The organism is Salmonella sp. HY31, from assembly GCF_042604575.1.
Classification (GTDB): Bacteria; Pseudomonadota; Gammaproteobacteria; order Enterobacterales; family Enterobacteriaceae; genus Salmonella; species Salmonella diarizonae.
The window spans coordinates 2,393,636-2,409,350 of the sequence record NZ_CP170479.1; the positions used below are offsets into that span (position 1 = coordinate 2,393,636).

The 15,715-nt window shown below is 51.2% G+C and carries 13 protein-coding genes and 1 pseudogene; 7 read left to right on the top strand and 7 right to left on the bottom strand.

What is annotated here, in order from left to right; translation table 11 throughout:
* The first annotated feature begins 4 nt into the window (after positions 1-4).
* Positions 5-1,066 (top strand): YncE family protein, encoded by a 1,062-nt coding sequence (locus ACE15A_RS11365; RefSeq protein ID WP_053509708.1) that lies wholly within the window; start codon positions 5-7, stop codon positions 1,064-1,066.
* A 149-nt stretch (positions 1,067-1,215) separates the two neighbouring features.
* Positions 1,216-1,437: a YgdI/YgdR family lipoprotein gene (locus ACE15A_RS11370; RefSeq protein ID WP_023249404.1), complete on the top strand. Its 222-nt coding sequence runs from the start codon at positions 1,216-1,218 to the stop codon at positions 1,435-1,437.
* A 76-nt stretch (positions 1,438-1,513) separates the two neighbouring features.
* Here the strand turns inward: ACE15A_RS11370 and ansP are convergent, their stop codons facing one another.
* Positions 1,514-3,007, bottom strand: coding sequence for an L-asparagine permease (ansP, locus tag ACE15A_RS11375; RefSeq protein WP_129382426.1), 1,494 nt, complete (start codon positions 3,005-3,007; stop codon positions 1,514-1,516).
* 384 nt (positions 3,008-3,391) lie between these two features.
* On the opposite strand from ansP, the gene ACE15A_RS11380 reads away from it, so the two are divergent.
* The 3 genes from ACE15A_RS11380 to nhoA all read left to right on the top strand — a co-directional run bounded on the left by ACE15A_RS11380 (position 3,392) and on the right by nhoA (position 5,670).
* A complete protein-coding gene (locus ACE15A_RS11380; RefSeq protein WP_053509706.1) occupies positions 3,392-4,351 on the top strand; it encodes a hypothetical protein in 960 nt (319 codons plus the stop codon).
* Positions 4,352-4,463: 112 nt separating this feature from the next.
* A complete protein-coding gene (gene pptA, locus ACE15A_RS11385) occupies positions 4,464-4,697 on the top strand; it encodes a tautomerase PptA (protein ID WP_023249401.1) in 234 nt (77 codons plus the stop codon).
* Positions 4,698-4,824: 127 nt separating this feature from the next.
* A complete protein-coding gene (nhoA, locus tag ACE15A_RS11390) occupies positions 4,825-5,670 on the top strand; it encodes an N-hydroxyarylamine O-acetyltransferase (protein WP_053509704.1) in 846 nt (281 codons plus the stop codon).
* Positions 5,671-5,706: 36 nt separating this feature from the next.
* On the opposite strand, the gene ACE15A_RS11395 is transcribed toward nhoA, so the two are convergent.
* The 3 genes and pseudogenes from ACE15A_RS11395 to ACE15A_RS11405 form a co-directional block, all read right to left on the bottom strand.
* On the bottom strand, positions 5,707-6,600 hold the full coding sequence (locus ACE15A_RS11395) for a PhzF family isomerase (RefSeq protein WP_053509703.1): 894 nt from the start codon (positions 6,598-6,600) through the stop codon (positions 5,707-5,709).
* A gap of 108 nt (positions 6,601-6,708) precedes the next feature.
* Positions 6,709-6,966: pseudogene (gene narI, locus ACE15A_RS11400) on the bottom strand (respiratory nitrate reductase subunit gamma); the annotation flags it as partial.
* A gap of 180 nt (positions 6,967-7,146) precedes the next feature.
* Positions 7,147-7,725 carry a TetR family transcriptional regulator gene (locus tag ACE15A_RS11405; RefSeq protein ID WP_023249397.1) on the bottom strand — a complete coding sequence of 193 codons (579 nt, stop codon included), beginning with the start codon at positions 7,723-7,725 and terminating at the stop codon, positions 7,147-7,149.
* A 118-nt stretch (positions 7,726-7,843) separates the two neighbouring features.
* Between ACE15A_RS11405 and smvA the strand changes: the two genes are divergently transcribed.
* Positions 7,844-9,331, top strand: coding sequence for a methyl viologen efflux MFS transporter SmvA (smvA, locus tag ACE15A_RS11410; protein ID WP_053509702.1), 1,488 nt, complete (start codon positions 7,844-7,846; stop codon positions 9,329-9,331).
* A gap of 24 nt (positions 9,332-9,355) precedes the next feature.
* Here the strand turns inward: smvA and ACE15A_RS11415 are convergent, their stop codons facing one another.
* The 3 genes from ACE15A_RS11415 to yddG all read right to left on the bottom strand — a co-directional run bounded on the left by ACE15A_RS11415 (position 9,356) and on the right by yddG (position 12,379).
* Positions 9,356-9,736, bottom strand: coding sequence for a GFA family protein (locus ACE15A_RS11415; protein WP_077918505.1), 381 nt, complete (start codon positions 9,734-9,736; stop codon positions 9,356-9,358).
* 145 nt (positions 9,737-9,881) lie between these two features.
* Positions 9,882-10,970 carry a porin OmpD gene (gene ompD, locus ACE15A_RS11420; RefSeq protein ID WP_023249394.1) on the bottom strand — a complete coding sequence of 363 codons (1,089 nt, stop codon included), beginning with the start codon at positions 10,968-10,970 and terminating at the stop codon, positions 9,882-9,884.
* Between the two features lie 527 nt (positions 10,971-11,497).
* The gene (gene yddG / locus ACE15A_RS11425; protein ID WP_023249393.1) at positions 11,498-12,379 is read right to left on the bottom strand and encodes an aromatic amino acid efflux DMT transporter YddG; all 882 of its coding nucleotides are present in this window, start codon (positions 12,377-12,379) and stop codon (positions 11,498-11,500) included.
* Positions 12,380-12,656: 277 nt separating this feature from the next.
* On the opposite strand from yddG, the gene fdnG reads away from it, so the two are divergent.
* Positions 12,657-15,704: a formate dehydrogenase-N subunit alpha gene (fdnG, locus tag ACE15A_RS11430; protein ID WP_077918502.1), complete on the top strand. Its 3,048-nt coding sequence runs from the start codon at positions 12,657-12,659 to the stop codon at positions 15,702-15,704.
* Positions 15,705-15,715 lie beyond the last annotated feature (11 nt).

Genomic DNA, 15,715 nt, shown 5'->3' on the forward strand with positions numbered 1-15,715 from the left:
CGTCATGCACTTACGTCATCTTTTTTCGCCGCGTCTGCGTGGTTCTTTATTGTTAGGTTCGCTCCTCGTCGCCTCCTCATTTAGCACGCTGGCGGCGGAAGACATGCTGCGTAAAGCGGTAGGCAAAGGCGCTTATGAGATGGCCTGGAGTCAGCAAGAAAACGCGCTCTGGCTGGCTACATCGCAAAGCCGTAAACTGGATAAAGGCGGCGTGGTTTATCGTCTCGACCCGGTGACGCTGGAAATCACGCAAGCGATTCATAACGATCTCAAGCCGTTCGGCGCCACAATCAATACCGCGACCCAAACACTGTGGTTTGGCAATACCATTAACAGCGCTGTTACCGCGATTGACGCCAAAACTGGCGATATAAAAGGCCGTCTGGTACTTGATGCACGCAAACGTACCGAAGAGGTTCGTCCGTTACAGCCCCGTGAACTGGTTGCCGATGCGTCTACCAACACGGTCTACATTAGCGGTGTTGGTAAAGAGAGCGCCATCTGGGTTGTGGATGGCGAAACCATCAAACTGAAAACGGCGATTGAAAATACCGGCAAAATGAGTACGGGTCTGGCGATCGACAGTAAAGCGCAACGCCTGTACACCACCAATGCGGATGGCGAATTCATCACCATCGATACCGCCAGCAATAAAATTCTCAGCCGCAAGAAGTTGCTGGATGACGGCAAAGAACACTTCTTTATTAACCTGAGTCTCGATACCGCAGGTCATCGCGCGTTTATCACCGACTCGAAGGCGGCTGAAATCCTGGTTGTCGATACCCGTAATGGCAATATTCTGACCAAGATAGCGGCGCCTGCCTCTTTGGCCGTCCTGTTTAACCCGATGCGTAACGAGGCCTATGTGACGCATCGTCAGGCAGGGCAGGTCAGTGTGATCGATGCGAAGACCTATAAAGTTATTAAAACGTTCGATACGCCGACATACCCGAATAGCCTGGCGCTATCGGCAGACGGTAAAACGCTCTACGTCAGCGTGAAGCAGAAATCGACGCGTGAACAGGAAGCGACGCAGCCGGATGATGTTATCCGCATTGCTCTGTAAATAGATATGGAGGGGGGGAACCGGAACCCCTCCAGTCATCTCTTTAAACGCACCGATACGCCTCGTTACACCCCGCCGATAGCCTGATGATTCTGTGAGAATTACACTGCCTTTTGTTGTAGTTAACTCATTATATTCACGAGAGAAATATGAAAAAATTATTTATATGCTCAGGTTTGGGCATGATGTTTTTTATGCTTGCGGGTTGCACAACCAACTATGTGATGACGACGAAGAATGGGCAAACGATCGTAACTCAGGGTAAGCCGCAATTAGATAAAGAGACGGGAATGACTCGTTATACCGATCAGGAGGGTAACCAGCGGGAAATTAACAGCAATGATGTGGCGCAGTTGATTAAGGCTGACTAACCATTGGGCGCGATGCGGTGTTGGTGGCAACGAGCATTAACCCCGGCAGGTCTGGCGCTGCCGGGGAAGGGTAATGTTATGTCGCGGCCTCTTCTTTCAATACGACACTCACTGTCGAATCCGCAGTCACTGGCGCAGTGCGATGGATCTCCGCCACGCGACGGCGCACGCCAAACCAGCCGGCGACCAGCAGAATGGCGATCAGCGGCAACGAGGCGATAGTGTAAGTTCCATTCGGGTAGTCAAACGCCATGAGTACCAGCACGCTTAACAAAAACAGCAGCGTTAGCCAGGAGGTAAAAGGCGCGCCGGGCAGTTTAAAACTGACGTCTGCGGCTTTACCTTCTTTTATCGCCTGGCGTAAACGCATCTGGCACACCATGATAAACGCCCACGACGCGATAATGCCGAGCGAGGCAAAATTAAGAACGATCTCGAACACGCGGGAGGGGACGAGGTAATTCAGGAACACGCCGACCACGTAAACTACCAGAGTCGCCAGAATACCTGCATAGGGCACATGCTGACGGCTCATTTTCGCCATGAATTTCGGTGCGGACCCCCCCATCGACATTGAGCGTAAAATTCGCCCCGTACAGTAAAGGCCGGAGTTCAGGCTGGAAAGCGCGGCGGTTAACACCACGATATTCATAATGCTGCCAATATAAGGTACGCCAAGTTTAGAAAAGAAGGTGACAAACGGACTTTGTCCCGCCTGATAGGCGTTCCACGGCAGCAGTAAAACCAGCAGTATGACCGATCCCACATAGAACAGACCGATACGCCAGATCACGCTATTGATGGCTTTCGGCACCATCGTCTGTGGATCTTTGCACTCGCCGGCGGCAGTACCGACCAGCTCAATCGAAGCAAAGGCAAACACCACGCCCTGAATCAGTACCAGCGCGGGCAACAGGCCGTGCGGGAACAATCCGCCATTATCTGTAATCAGGTAGAAACCGGTGGCATTGCCATCAAGCGGTTGACCGGTGCCGAGAAAAATCGTGCCCACCACCAGGAAGATAACAATCGCGAGTACTTTTATCAGCGCGAACCAGAACTCCATTTCGGCAAACCATTTTACGCCGATCATATTCATGGTACCGACAATGGCTAACGCGCCGAGCGCGAACACCCATTGCGGAACGTCGCCAAATGCGCCCCAGTAGTGCATATATAACGCCACGGCGGTGATATCGACGATCCCGGTCATCGCCCAGTTAATAAAGTACATCCAACCTGCGACGTAGGCCGCTTTTTCACCCAAAAACTCACGGGCGTAGGAGACGAAGCTCCCGCTGGAAGGGCGATGCAATACCAGTTCGCCCAGCGCGCGTAAAATGAAAAAAGAAAAAATACCGCACACCAGATAGACCAGCGCCAGTGCCGGTCCGGCCATTTGCAATCGGGCGCCTGCGCCTAAAAATAATCCGGTGCCAATCGCGCCGCCGATAGCAATCATCTGAACCTGGCGATTTCCCATCGCTTTGTGATACCCCTCTTCATGGGCGTTCAGCCAGCGTCGTTTCGCCGCATGTTGCTCTGCGGCGTGCGTAGTCTGTGTTTTCATTACGTTACCTGTTATGGCCTGTCTGACAGAAAAATCCCTTATGCCGCGACGGGTGCTAACCAATCGATTACCTGCAATGGCGAATACGGTTTTTCCCTTATTCTGTTAAAACCGCCGGCGGTGCATCCTACCTGCAATTGTTAAATGACGCAAAATATACGAAAAGGACAAAATGAGGATGTCGAGTCTATTTGTGTGGTCAGAGGTGGTGTAAAGCGGTCACGATTCAGCCAGCAGAGACGACATTATAAACTTATGGCTGGCGTGTCGCGCCCTAAATAACCCGTGTTAAACCTTGCACACGACCTGGGCATTATTTGAAAGTTTCCACCATCGTCTAAAGGTCACTATGGCATAAACATGAACTGACAACGGAGTATTACGATGCCATTAACATCAGCTGGAACCTACGCGCGGGCATTTAAAGCAGAAACGAATCTTCCTCAGGCTGCGGGAAACTATGAAAATAAGCTGGCGACTAAATTCGCCAAGGGAATGGTGGGCGTATTCACGCTGGGAATTGGCTATGGAATTTTTCGCTTGATTGAGCATTATTGTAATGTTCGACCTAAAGTTGCCGAGTTCTGTGCTAATGCAGAGGGTATACACGCTAATCTCATGGCCGCGTCTGCGTTACAAAAAAAGACGGTGGAATGTAATCTTAAAAGCGGCGGCCAGTTGCGACTGGAAGAAATTTCTGTCGGCCCCAATGGCGAGTCGGTAGTAAGAATATCCGACGACAACCACACGGATGAGGTTCCCGGTACGTTCAAAGAGATCTGCGTAAAGCTGGAACAGGAATTTGAAACAGCGCCAGGATTATATGCTCTTAGCGAAAGTTATAAGACTCTGGCGGCATTTTCAGAAATGAACGCCTTCAAAATAGCGCCAATTATAAACGGTCCGGAGCCGCAGTTCTATGGTGAGAACTTATATGTCAGAAGTATGTATAACATACATAGGCAATTAAGCCAGGCTGCGGCTGAAGGTAAAACCACTGTGAGAATGACCGTATGCGAAGAGGCAGGCGAACAGTACCCTCTTGAGTTTATAGAATTTCCGGACCCGGTAACGGAGCAGATAAAGGTAATACTTACAAACGAGGCCACCCAAGAGGACATTACCATTGAGGGCAATTTTGTCCAGTTTTCTGAGGAGTTTGAGAGAATATTTACTGCCCTTGACTCAACAAATGAGACGTTTAAACCGCTGGAAGAGAGAATCATTGACGTTGCCAGAAGCGCTATTGCAACAGGGGTAAGACCTGCTGACGATGCCAGTTCCATCATGTCGACGATTCCACTGCTGAGGGAGGAAGACTCGTCTCGTCTAGATCCAGGTTAACTCATTGGCACGCCTCGTCTTTTACGGGGTGTGCTGTAATTCCCCCTACCTTCTATACACCCATCAACGGGTAAGGTAATGTTAACGTCCTATTGTTCACAGGAACATCATTATGCCCCACGTTGATATCAAATGTTTTCCCCGCGATCTGACCGACGAAGCAAAATTGGCGCTGGCCGCCGACATTACCGATGTCATCATCCGCCATTTGCAAAGCAAAGAGAGTTCCATTAGCGTAGCGCTTAACCACGTACCGCCCGAAGAGTGGCAGGCGGTATGGGATACCGAAATCGCCCCGCAGATGGAAACGCTAATTAAAAAACCCGGTTACACGATGTCGAAATAGTCTATCTCGTCGCGCTGTTTTAGCGGTGTGTTAGCAGAACCTAATTGCCGTTTGTACGCCGCAATGCCATGAGTCCCCAGCGCTGAGATGGGGGACTCAACGTGGAATACCTTAATGGAAGCCTCAGATGACCTCTTTTTTACATGCTTATTTTACGCGGTTAAATTGTCAGCCGTTGACCGTTCCTACGGTTGAAACGCTTAGAACGCTTCACTTAGCGCACAACTGCGCCATTCCTTTTGAAAATCTGGATGTACTACTACCTCGTGAAATACAGCTTGATGAGACAGCATTAGAAGAGAAACTGCTTCATGCCCGACGCGGTGGATACTGTTTTGAACAGAATGGCCTGCTTGAACGCGCACTACGCGACATTGGTTTTAACGTCCGAAGCTTATTGGGGCGGGTAATTCTGTCTAATCCTGCCACCTTACCGCCGCGCACGCACCGTTTGCTGCTGGTTGATGTTGAGGGCGAGCAGTGGATCGCTGACGTGGGTTTTGGCGGCCAAACGCTAACCGCGCCGCTTCGTCTGCAGGCGGAAATTGCCCAGCAGACACCGCATGGCGAATACCGCCTGCTGCAGGAGGGGGGCACATGGATTTTACAATTCCGCCACCATGAGCACTGGCAGTCGATGTACTGTTTTGATCTGGGGAGACAGCAGCAGAGCGATCATGTGATGGGCAATTTCTGGTCGGCTCACTGGCCGCAATCCCATTTTCGCCATCATTTGTTGATGTGCCGCCATTTACCTGAGAGCGGCAAGCTGACATTAACGAATTTCCACTTCACGCGTTACCACCTGGGACATGCCGTTGAACAGGTTAATTTACCGGATGTGCCATCGTTGTATCAGTTACTTCAGCAGCAGTTTGGTCTCTGCGTAAATGATGCAAAGCACGGTTTTACCGAGGCGGAGCTGACTGCGGTAATGGCTGGATTTGATACTCATCCGGAGGCAGGAAAATAATTTTTTGCCGCCGAGGGTTAGCTGGCCTGACAAAGATTAAAAATTAATGGCCCATTCGGCATGAAACAGAATGACCGCCTGGCCGGAGATGGTGACGTTTTCCGGCTGGTTATCGCGAATGGTGATAGTAACATCAACCGTTCCCTCTCTGCCTAAAGCGCGTCCCTGATGACCTTTAATCTGCAGCGTTTTACCGTCATGCGCCATCAGACCATGATGGATGAGCCATGCTCCCATCGGACCATTGGCATTTCCCGTTACCGGATCTTCCACAATCCCCATCGCCGGGGAAAACATCCGCCCATCGGTTTCGTTTTTTCCCGGACGAATCTGGAAAGGAAAAAAGCCGTTACAGCCAATTTGCTGGCCAATTGCCATCAGGGCTGCCAGATCCGGAGAAAGGGCATTAATATCAACGTCTGGTTTGAGCAGAATCATCACTTTTGCATGTCCGGTTGAAGCCACCTGAATCGGCGCTCCCGGCACGATATCATCTTCAGTAAGGTTCAGCGCGGCGATGATGGCAGCCCGAATCTCTCCGACAAACGGTAGTTCAAAAGAAGGCTTACCTTGCTCCAGCGTGATGCGATAGTCGTTGTATTCGGCATGAATTTCAACGCGATGACGACCCGCTAACGAGGTTTGCCAGACGGTGGTGTTTCCCAACCCCAGTACCGTTGCCCGAACATAATGCGCGGCCACGGTGGCATGACCACAGATGGGGACTTCTACTGTCGGTGTAAAGTAGCGTATGCGTACATCGCTCTCTTCGCTTTTTAGCAAAAAGGCGGTTTCCGAGTGACGAAGTTCACGGGCAATTAGTTGCATCTGCGCGTCGCTTAGTGTATCCGCATGTAAGACAACGCCGGCAGAGTTGCCGCGAAAGGGTTCGCTGGTGAAGGCGTCAACATGATAAATCTGCGGTTTCATTGATGTTCTCCTTTGGCTGAAGAGTCATCATAGCCTGTGCGTTGCCGAATGACGACGCCCATGCGTTTTTCTTTGCCCGGTAAGCGTGCGCCCTCCGGGCAAAGAGAATTAGCGGCGGGTACGAACAATCGGGTAGCGGCGGGTGAAATACTCAAACGACGCGCTCCAGACATGGACCAGACGGGTGAACGGGAAGAGCAGAAAAATAGCCATTCCTGGTACCAGATGGACGCGGAAAACAAACGCCACACCGCTCAGCATTTCCGAAGACCCACCACGGAAGGTAACAATACTTTGCGCCCAGCTCACCAGCTTCATCATTTCGCTGCCATCCGGATATTGCGCCGAAAACGGAATGGTGTTCAGGCAGTAAAACACAAAAAAAGAGACAGAGCGTTACGCGCTCTTTTGAGAACTTATTGAAGTTTTTTAGAATGTTGAGTGAAAGAATAGATAAAAAATAGGCCAGCGCGAAGAAGAGATATGGTGTTTCTTAATTGTTACCACTTGTAGATTAAAAGTTAATTTATTAAACTTTTTGTAAGTTTACGCAAAGAGTTCAAGCGTAATCATACGATCCAGATGATATTCAAACGCGGGATCGGCCATCTCCGGAATACCCAGCACATACATACCGTCCAGCCCGCACACCAGTGCGATAAGCCGCCAGGCGATATCCGTGGCGTTAGACGTAAAGGTAAATTCACCTGCCTGTTTGCCCTGCTTGATAATAGTGACCGTTTCCTCATGCCACATCTGCATCGTAAGGAGATAAGCATCCCTGATATACGGATCCCGGTCAGCCAGAATTTGCGCCTCTCGCCACAATTTAATGTAAGGCTCAAAGCCGCCGTCTTCGCTACCCAGCATGGCATGAAGCCGTTCACGCCAGGTGGCGGGCGGCGGAACTTGTCCGGCATCAAGTAGGGTACGGATCAAATGGACAAAGGCCAGCGCTTTAAGCTCGCCCGCCGAGCTGAAGTGGTGATGCACTTGTCCGGCGGCGACATCGGCTTCTGACGCGATCCGTCGCACCGTCATGGCAGCAAAACCCTCTGCCAGCGCCACGCGCATCGCCGCTTGCAGGATCACTTCGCGGCGTTCATCCCGGTTAAGGTAACTCATATTTTCCCCACATTAGCCAATGCGCGCAGTGTAACAAAAAGCTGGACATTCGTTCAACTTACCGTACGATCCTGAAACTGGACAGGCGTCCAAATTTGATTTTTTTGAAGGGAGATTTATGTTTCGTCAGTGGTTAACGTTAGTCATTATTGTACTGGTCTATATTCCTGTCGCCATTGATGCCACGGTCCTGCATGTCGCCGCGCCGACATTAAGTATGACGCTGGGCGCCAGCGGCAACGAGCTACTGTGGATCATTGATATTTATTCTTTGGTCATGGCAGGCATGGTGCTACCGATGGGCGCGCTTGGCGATCGTATCGGTTTTAAACGTCTGCTGATGCTGGGCGGAACGCTCTTTGGCCTGGCGTCATTGGCGGCGGCGTTTTCGCATACCGCCAGTTGGCTTATTGCCACCAGGGTATTACTGGCTATCGGCGCGGCAATGATTGTACCGGCGACGCTGGCCGGGATACGCGCCACCTTTTCCGAAGAGAAGCATCGCAACATGGCGCTGGGCGTCTGGGCAGCGGTAGGTTCGGGCGGAGCGGCGTTTGGGCCGCTCATCGGCGGCATATTACTGGAGCATTTTTACTGGGGATCGGTTTTCCTGATCAACGTGCCGATTGTGCTGGTCGTCATGGGCTTAACCGCCCGCTATGTTCCTCGTCAGGCGGGCCGTCGCGATCAACCGCTCAATCTTGGCCATGCGGTGATGCTGATTATTGCCATTTTGCTGTTGGTCTATAGCGCTAAAACTGCGCTGAAAGGGCATTTATCGCTGGGGGTAATCTCGCTGACCTTACTTATCGGCGCGTTGCTACTGGGACTCTTTATCCGCACACAGCTTGCGACATCGCGTCCGATGATTGATATGCGACTGTTTACCCATCGCATTATCCTGAGCGGCGTCGTGATGGCAATGACCGCGATGATCACTTTGGTGGGCTTTGAGCTACTGATGGCGCAAGAGTTACAGTTTGTCCACGGGCTATCGCCCTATGAGGCCGGGGTATTTATGCTGCCGGTGATGGTCGCCAGCGGATTCAGCGGGCCGATTGCGGGCGTGCTGGTCTCGCGTCTGGGACTACGGCTGGTCGCAACGGGCGGAATGGCGTTAAGCGCGCTGAGTTTTTATGGCCTGGCGATGACGGATTTCAGCACCCAACAATGGCAGGCCTGGGGGCTGATGGCGCTGCTGGGATTTAGCGCCGCCAGCGCATTACTGGCTTCCACATCGGCAATTATGGCCGCTGCGCCGGCAGAAAAAGCGGCGGCGGCCGGCGCTATAGAAACGATGGCTTATGAACTGGGCGCGGGACTGGGCATCGCTATTTTCGGTCTGCTACTAAGCCGTAGCTTCTCCGCCTCTATCCGTCTGCCTGCCGGGCTTGAGGCGCAAGAGATTATCAGAGCGTCATCTTCAATGGGGGAAGCGGTGCAGTTGGCGAATAACCTGCCGCCGACACTGGGGCAGGCAATACTGGACGCCGCCAGACAAGCCTTTATCTGGTCGCATAGCGTGGCGTTAAGCAGCGCCGGAAGTATGCTTCTTTTACTGGCGGTAGGGATGTGGTTCAGCCTGGCAAAGGCCCAACGCCGATAACATAAAGCCTGGTGAGATAAGTGCTTAATGCGCTAACTGGCAGGGGTAGTCCATTTCCTCAACTTCTTTACCGCTGAGGCGTGCGTATTGCCCCGTCAGTCGCCAGAAGGCAGGTTGGGTTTCGGTATAAATTTCCGCAGCCAGAATCAGCCGACGACGATCAACTTCGTTCAGTTCCAGTAAGGTCCAGGGAATAAAATAGCGATCGGTATCGGTAAGCCGAAACCACAGCGGACACCCGCAGCCGGAACAGAAGTAGCGTTCGCCGCGCGAAGAGGATGAAAAGTATGGCGGTTCCGGGGAAAGGGGGGCTAGCTGTGGTTGCCCGCAGGCTTCCAGATACATGGCTATTCCGCCCGACCATTTTTGACACAGCGTGCAGTGGCAGGCATAGACATCGAGTATTTCGACGTTAACGGTAAAATGGCTCCGCCCGCAAAGGCAACGTCCTGTGAACGTTTGCACGGCATACTCCTTATGACCGGTTCAACATCATGAGAAAAAGCCAGCCCATCATGGGCTGGCCTGGACTTCATTACATCATGCAGGATTAGAACTGGTAGTTCAGACCAACAGCAACGATGTTGTCGGTAGACACTTTAGCCGCTTTGGTGAAATCGCTGTCGTCCAGCAGGTTGATTTTGTAATCAACGAAGGTGGACATGTTTTTGTTGAAGTAGTAGGTTGCGCCGACATCGATGTACTCAACCAGATCCTGGTCGCCGTAAGTACCCAGGTTTTTACCTTTGGATTTCAGGTACGCGATGGACGGACGCAGACCGAAGTCGAACTGATACTGAGCAACCGCTTCAAAGTTCTGGGTTTTGTTCGCGATAAACGCGTCACCAGCTAAATCTTCACCGAAGGTGGTCATGTTCAGCGTTTCGGAGTAAGTGGTCGCCAGATAGATGTTGTTCGCATCATATTTCAGACCGGCTGCCCAGACTTCAGCATTTTTACCCGCGGCATTGAGGTTGCTCGCAGCCTTAACCTGGGTGTTAGTACGGTCAGACTTCGCATAGGTCGCACCTACGCCAAAACCTTCGTACTCATACGTTGCGGAGAGACCAAAACCGTCGCCGTTAGCTTCATACGCGCCGTCACGGTCATTTTTGCCCTGGTACTGCGCGGCGAAGTTCAGACCTTCAACCAGGCCGAAGAAGTCAGTGTTACGGTAGGTTGCAACACCAGTAGTACGGCCAGTCATGAAGACGTCAGTTTGTGTCCAGGTGTCGCCGCCGAATTCCGGCAGAACGTCGGTCCATGCGCCGATGTCGTAAGCAACGCCATAGTTACGACCATAGTCGAAAGAACCGTAGTCAGCGAATTTCAGACCAGCAAACGCCAGACGGGTTTTGTCTTTGTCAGCGCCCTGGCTTTCAGTACGGTTGCCTTTGAATTCATATTCCCACTGACCAAAACCGGTTAACTGATCGTTGATCTGCGTTTCGCCTTTAAAGCCCAGACGCGCGTAAGTTTTGTCACCATCACTCGCATTATCATCAGAGAAATAATGCTGAGCATGAACTTTACCGTACAGATCCAGTTTATTACCGTCTTTGTTATATACCTCGGCTGCGTTTACTACGCCTGCTGCCAACAGGGAAGTCACTGCCACTGCCACTAACTTAAGTTTCATTTTAATAGTCCTTATAATTTTCTTAGCGAGTTTCCTCAACCATTGTTAAACGAGGCGTTTGTCAATGGCAGACTATTTTTAAATGACGGAGTGGTATAAGTTCAATAATAAGTTTCATAAGATTACAAATTATTTTAATTTGTGTGATCCAGATCGCCTTAATACATCTGAGAAAATTAATTTAAATAGGGACTGTCTTGTAAAATATATTTTCGGGCGGGATTATTGGTCTGTTTATGGTTCTATTTTTGGTAGTAACAACTGATTATTATATGCACTAATACCGTTGTTAATCAGCGCTAACTATATATTTTATCATATCGATATCATTATATTAACATGTTTAACCATTTTGTAAAATTTGTATTTTTTGCCAGCGCAATCCTGGTACGGCGCAAGGTTAGCACTTAAAAAATAGCAAAACCGTCAAATGAAACAGGCAATATAGATAAAAGCGTAGTTGTGTTATGAAGGGTGTCAAGTTGCAGCGGGTCGATTTTATATCAACATCGGCCCGCCTGTCGCTATCAGCCCCGGCGCGTTGCCAGCCAACAAAGTAGCGAGCCTACGCATACCATGACTGCGCCTTGCCAGAAAGAGAATGACAGCGGTGAGCTGAGTAACAGCGCAGCCAGAGCAGAGGACATGACTGGCGTAAAATAAGACCCTACGGCCATGATAGTGACATTGCCATGAAGTATACCCACATTCCATGCCGCGTAGGCAAATCCTAACGTTAATGCCGCGGTAAAAAGTTTAGCAATCACTGGCAGGCTAAATATCATGGCAGGTTGCGGCGTAAGAAAATAGTGGAACCACAGCGCCACGGCGGTGAGTAACACAAAGACGGTGATACCGTTAAAACCACGCGCATATTTATTTGTGACTGTGCAGTACGTCGCCCATATAAACGCACCAAGAAATGCCAGTAAATAACTTAGCGGACTGCTGGCGACATTGCTGACAATTTCTCCTGGATTAAGACCATTCTCACCTCCAAGAACCCAGCAAACGCCAGCAAGTGCGATAAGTAATCCTGGAACAATAAGCCAGTTAGTTTTTTGTCCATTAAAAAGAATGGCAAACAGAATAGTCAGGCTGGGCCATAAATAGTTAACCATGCCTACTTCGATAGCCTGATGGCGAGTGGCGGCATAACCGAGAGAAAGCGCCAGGCATATTTCGTAACTGACAAACAATACGCTGCCTGCGATGAGGTATCGACCCGGGAAACGACGGATATCAGGTAATCCGACAGTAAAAATCAGCAGCAGGCCGCTTAACGAATAGATCATGGCCGCGCCGCCTACCGGCCCGAGACCTTCGCTGACGCCGCGAATTAACCCAACCATCGTGCTCCACAGAACGATGGCGACAAGCCCTATTAGCGTTGCTTTTTGTGATGTCATGCTTTGTTACTGTCCTGAATACCGCGCTAAATAAGCTGCCACTTATAGCACTTTTCCCGAGGGTGATACCATGCCGCGTCATTTTTTAGTACCTCCCTGGAGTTATTGCGCTTTAAAAATAGGGCTATTTAGTAGCGGAACCGTTTCAATATTGATTTGACGCAAAAAAGTTATCGATTTTACTGTTAGTTTCCTCGCGAAGTTATACGCGCATCCTGGATTGAGGTCTTGATGCAGTTCGATGGATGTGTGCATCCCTGGAAAAAAGAGGAAAACAATGGACGTCAGCCGCAGACAATTTTTTAAAATCTGCGCGGGCGGTATGGCGGGAACAACGGTGGCCGCGCTGGGTTTTACACCTAAAATGGCCCTGGCTCAGGCGCGAAACTATAAGCTGTTGCGCGCGAAAGAGATTCGTAACTCCTGCACATACTGTTCCGTAGGTTGTGGGCTATTAATGTATAGCCTGGGCGATGGGGCAAAAAACGCGAAAGAAGCGATTTACCATATTGAAGGCGATCCGGACCATCCGGTAAGCCGTGGCGCACTGTGTCCGAAAGGGGCCGGTTTGCTCGACTATGTTCACAGTGAAGATCGTCTACGCTATCCGGAATACCGCGCGCCGGGGTCCGACAAGTGGCAACGCATTAGCTGGGATGACGCTTTCACGCGGATTGCCAAATTAATGAAAGCCGACCGTGATGCCAATTTTATTGAAAAGAATGAGCAGGGCATCACGGTTAACCGCTGGCTCTCCACCGGGATGCTGTGCGCCTCAGCGGCCAGCAATGAAACGGGTATGCTGACGCAGAAGTTTGTGCGTTCTCTCGGCATGCTGGCGGTAGACAACCAGGCGCGCGTCTGACACGGACCAACGGTAGCAAGTCTTGCTCCAACATTTGGTCGCGGTGCGATGACCAACCACTGGGTGGATATTAAAAACGCTAACGTCGTGATGGTGATGGGCGGCAATGCCGCAGAAGCGCATCCGGTGGGTTTCCGCTGGGCGATGGAAGCGAAAAATAATAACGATGCGACACTGATTGTCGTTGATCCACGCTTTACGCGTACGGCGTCGGTGGCGGATATCTATGCGCCAATACGTTCCGGTACGGACATTACCTTCCTGTCCGGCGTTTTGCTGTACCTGATCGAAAATAACAAAATCAACGCTGAATACGTTAAGCATTACACCAACGCCAGCCTGCTGGTGCGGGATGATTTTGCCTTTGATGACGGCCTTTTCAGCGGCTATGACGCCCAAAAGCGTCAGTACGATAAATCCTCCTGGAACTACCAGTTCGATGAAAACGGCTATGCCAAACGTGATGAAACGTTGACGCACCCACGTTGTGTGTGGAATCTGCTGAAACAGCACGTTTCGCGCTATACGCCGGAAGTCGTGGAAAACATCTGCGGTACGCCGAAAGCGGACTTCCTGAAAGTGTGTGAGGTGTTGGCTTCTACCAGTGTTCCGGATCGCACTACCACTTTCCTGTATGCGCTGGGCTGGACGCAACATACCGTCGGGGCGCAAAACATCCGTACCATGGCGATGATCCAATTGTTGCTCGGCAATATGGGGATGGCTGGCGGCGGTGTGAACGCCTTGCGCGGCCACTCTAATATTCAGGGCTTAACGGATTTAGGGTTGCTCTCCACCAGCCTGCCTGGTTATCTGACGCTGCCGTCGGAAAAACAGACCGATCTGCGAACTTATCTGGCAGCGAATACCCCTAAAGCGACGCTGGCCGATCAGGTCAACTACTGGGGTAATTATCCTAAGTTCTTCGTCAGCCTGATGAAATCTTTCTATGGCGATGCGGCGCAGAAAGAGAATGAGTGGGGCTTTGCCTGGCTGCCTAAGTGGGATCAGTCCTATGACGTGATCAAATATTTCAACATGATGGATAGCGGGAAAGTCACCGGCTATTTCTGTCAGGGCTTTAATCCCGTAGCGTCCTTCCCGGACAAAAACAAAGTGGTGCAAAGCTTAAGCAAACTGAAGTATCTGGTTGTTATCGATCCGCTGGTGACTGAAACCTCAACGTTCTGGCAGAACCACGGCGAATCTAATGATGTCGATCCGACAACGATTCAGACCGAAGTCTTCCGTCTGCCGTCTACCTGTTTTGCGGAAGAGGATGGCTCTATCGCTAACTCTGGTCGCTGGCTACAGTGGCACTGGAAAGGTCAGGATGCGCCGGGCGAAGCGCGTAACGACGGCGAGATTCTGGCCGGTATTTACCATCGTCTGCGTGAAATGTATCGCGCAGAAGGTGGTAAAGGCGCCGAACCACTACTGAAGATGAGCTGGAACTACAAGCAGCCGGATGAACCGCATTCGGAAGAAGTGGCGAAAGAGAACAACGGCTATGCGCTGGAAGATCTCTATGACGCCAACGGTACTCTGCTTGCCAGGAAAGGCCAGTTGTTGGATAGCTTTGCCCTACTGCGCGATGACGGTACAACATCCTCCTCCTGCTGGATTTATACCGGTAGCTGGACGGAGCAGGGTAACCAGATGTCCAGGCGTGATAACGCCGACCCGTCAGGACTTGGCAATACGCTGGGCTGGGCGTGGGCGTGGCCGCTAAACCGTCGCGTATTGTATAACCGCGCCTCGGCGGACCCGCAGGGCAAACCGTGGGATACGAAACGGATGCTGATCCAGTGGAACGGCGCGAAGTGGACGGGGAACGATATTCCGGACTTTAACAACGCGGCACCGGGTAGCGGGACCAATCCGTTTATCATGCAACCGGAAGGGCTGGGACGTCTGTTTGCTATTGATAAGATGGCGGAAGGACCGTTCCCGGAACACTACGAGCCAATGGAAACGCCGCTGGGCACTAACCCACTGCACCCGAATGTGGTCTCGAACCCGGCTGCGCGTCTGTATGAAGAAGATGCGCTGCGCATGGGTAAGAAGGAACAGTTTCCGTACGTGGGTACGACTTACCGACTCACTGAGCATTTCCATACCTGGACCAAACATGCGCTACTTAACGCTATCGCTCAGCCAGAACAGTTTGTGGAAATCAGTGAGACGCTGGCGGCAGCGAAAGGTATTGCTAACGGTGACTATGTGAAGGTGAGCAGTAAACGCGGGTTTATTCGCGCGGTCGCGGTGGTAACTCGTCGAATTCGCACGCTGCATGTCAACGGTCAGCAGGTTGAAACGGTGGGTATCCCGATTCACTGGGGCTTTGAGGGAGTCGCGCGCAAAGGCTATATCGCCAATACACTGACGCCAAATGTCGGTGATGCAAACTCGCAAACGCCGGAATATAAAGCGTTTTTAGTTAACATCGAGAAGGCGTAGGGGAGGCGAAC

What these genes read in the sequence shown, in the direction of transcription:
- smvA (WP_053509702.1), top strand. Translation starts at nt 7,844, where the DNA reads ATGTTTCGTCAGTGGTTAACGTTAGTCATTATTGTACTGGTCTATATT.
- ACE15A_RS11405 (WP_023249397.1), bottom strand. Translation starts at nt 7,725, where the DNA reads ATGAGTTACCTTAACCGGGATGAACGCCGCGAAGTGATCCTGCAAGCG.
- ACE15A_RS11370 (WP_023249404.1), top strand. Translation starts at nt 1,216, where the DNA reads ATGAAAAAATTATTTATATGCTCAGGTTTGGGCATGATGTTTTTTATG.
- yddG (WP_023249393.1), bottom strand. Translation starts at nt 12,379, where the DNA reads ATGACATCACAAAAAGCAACGCTAATAGGGCTTGTCGCCATCGTTCTG.
- ansP (WP_129382426.1), bottom strand. Translation starts at nt 3,007, where the DNA reads ATGAAAACACAGACTACGCACGCCGCAGAGCAACATGCGGCGAAACGA.
- ompD (WP_023249394.1), bottom strand. Translation starts at nt 10,970, where the DNA reads ATGAAACTTAAGTTAGTGGCAGTGGCAGTGACTTCCCTGTTGGCAGCA.
- ACE15A_RS11395 (WP_053509703.1), bottom strand. Translation starts at nt 6,600, where the DNA reads ATGAAACCGCAGATTTATCATGTTGACGCCTTCACCAGCGAACCCTTT.
- pptA (WP_023249401.1), top strand. Translation starts at nt 4,464, where the DNA reads ATGCCCCACGTTGATATCAAATGTTTTCCCCGCGATCTGACCGACGAA.
- ACE15A_RS11380 (WP_053509706.1), top strand. Translation starts at nt 3,392, where the DNA reads ATGCCATTAACATCAGCTGGAACCTACGCGCGGGCATTTAAAGCAGAA.
- ACE15A_RS11365 (WP_053509708.1), top strand. Translation starts at nt 5, where the DNA reads ATGCACTTACGTCATCTTTTTTCGCCGCGTCTGCGTGGTTCTTTATTG.
- nhoA (WP_053509704.1), top strand. Translation starts at nt 4,825, where the DNA reads ATGACCTCTTTTTTACATGCTTATTTTACGCGGTTAAATTGTCAGCCG.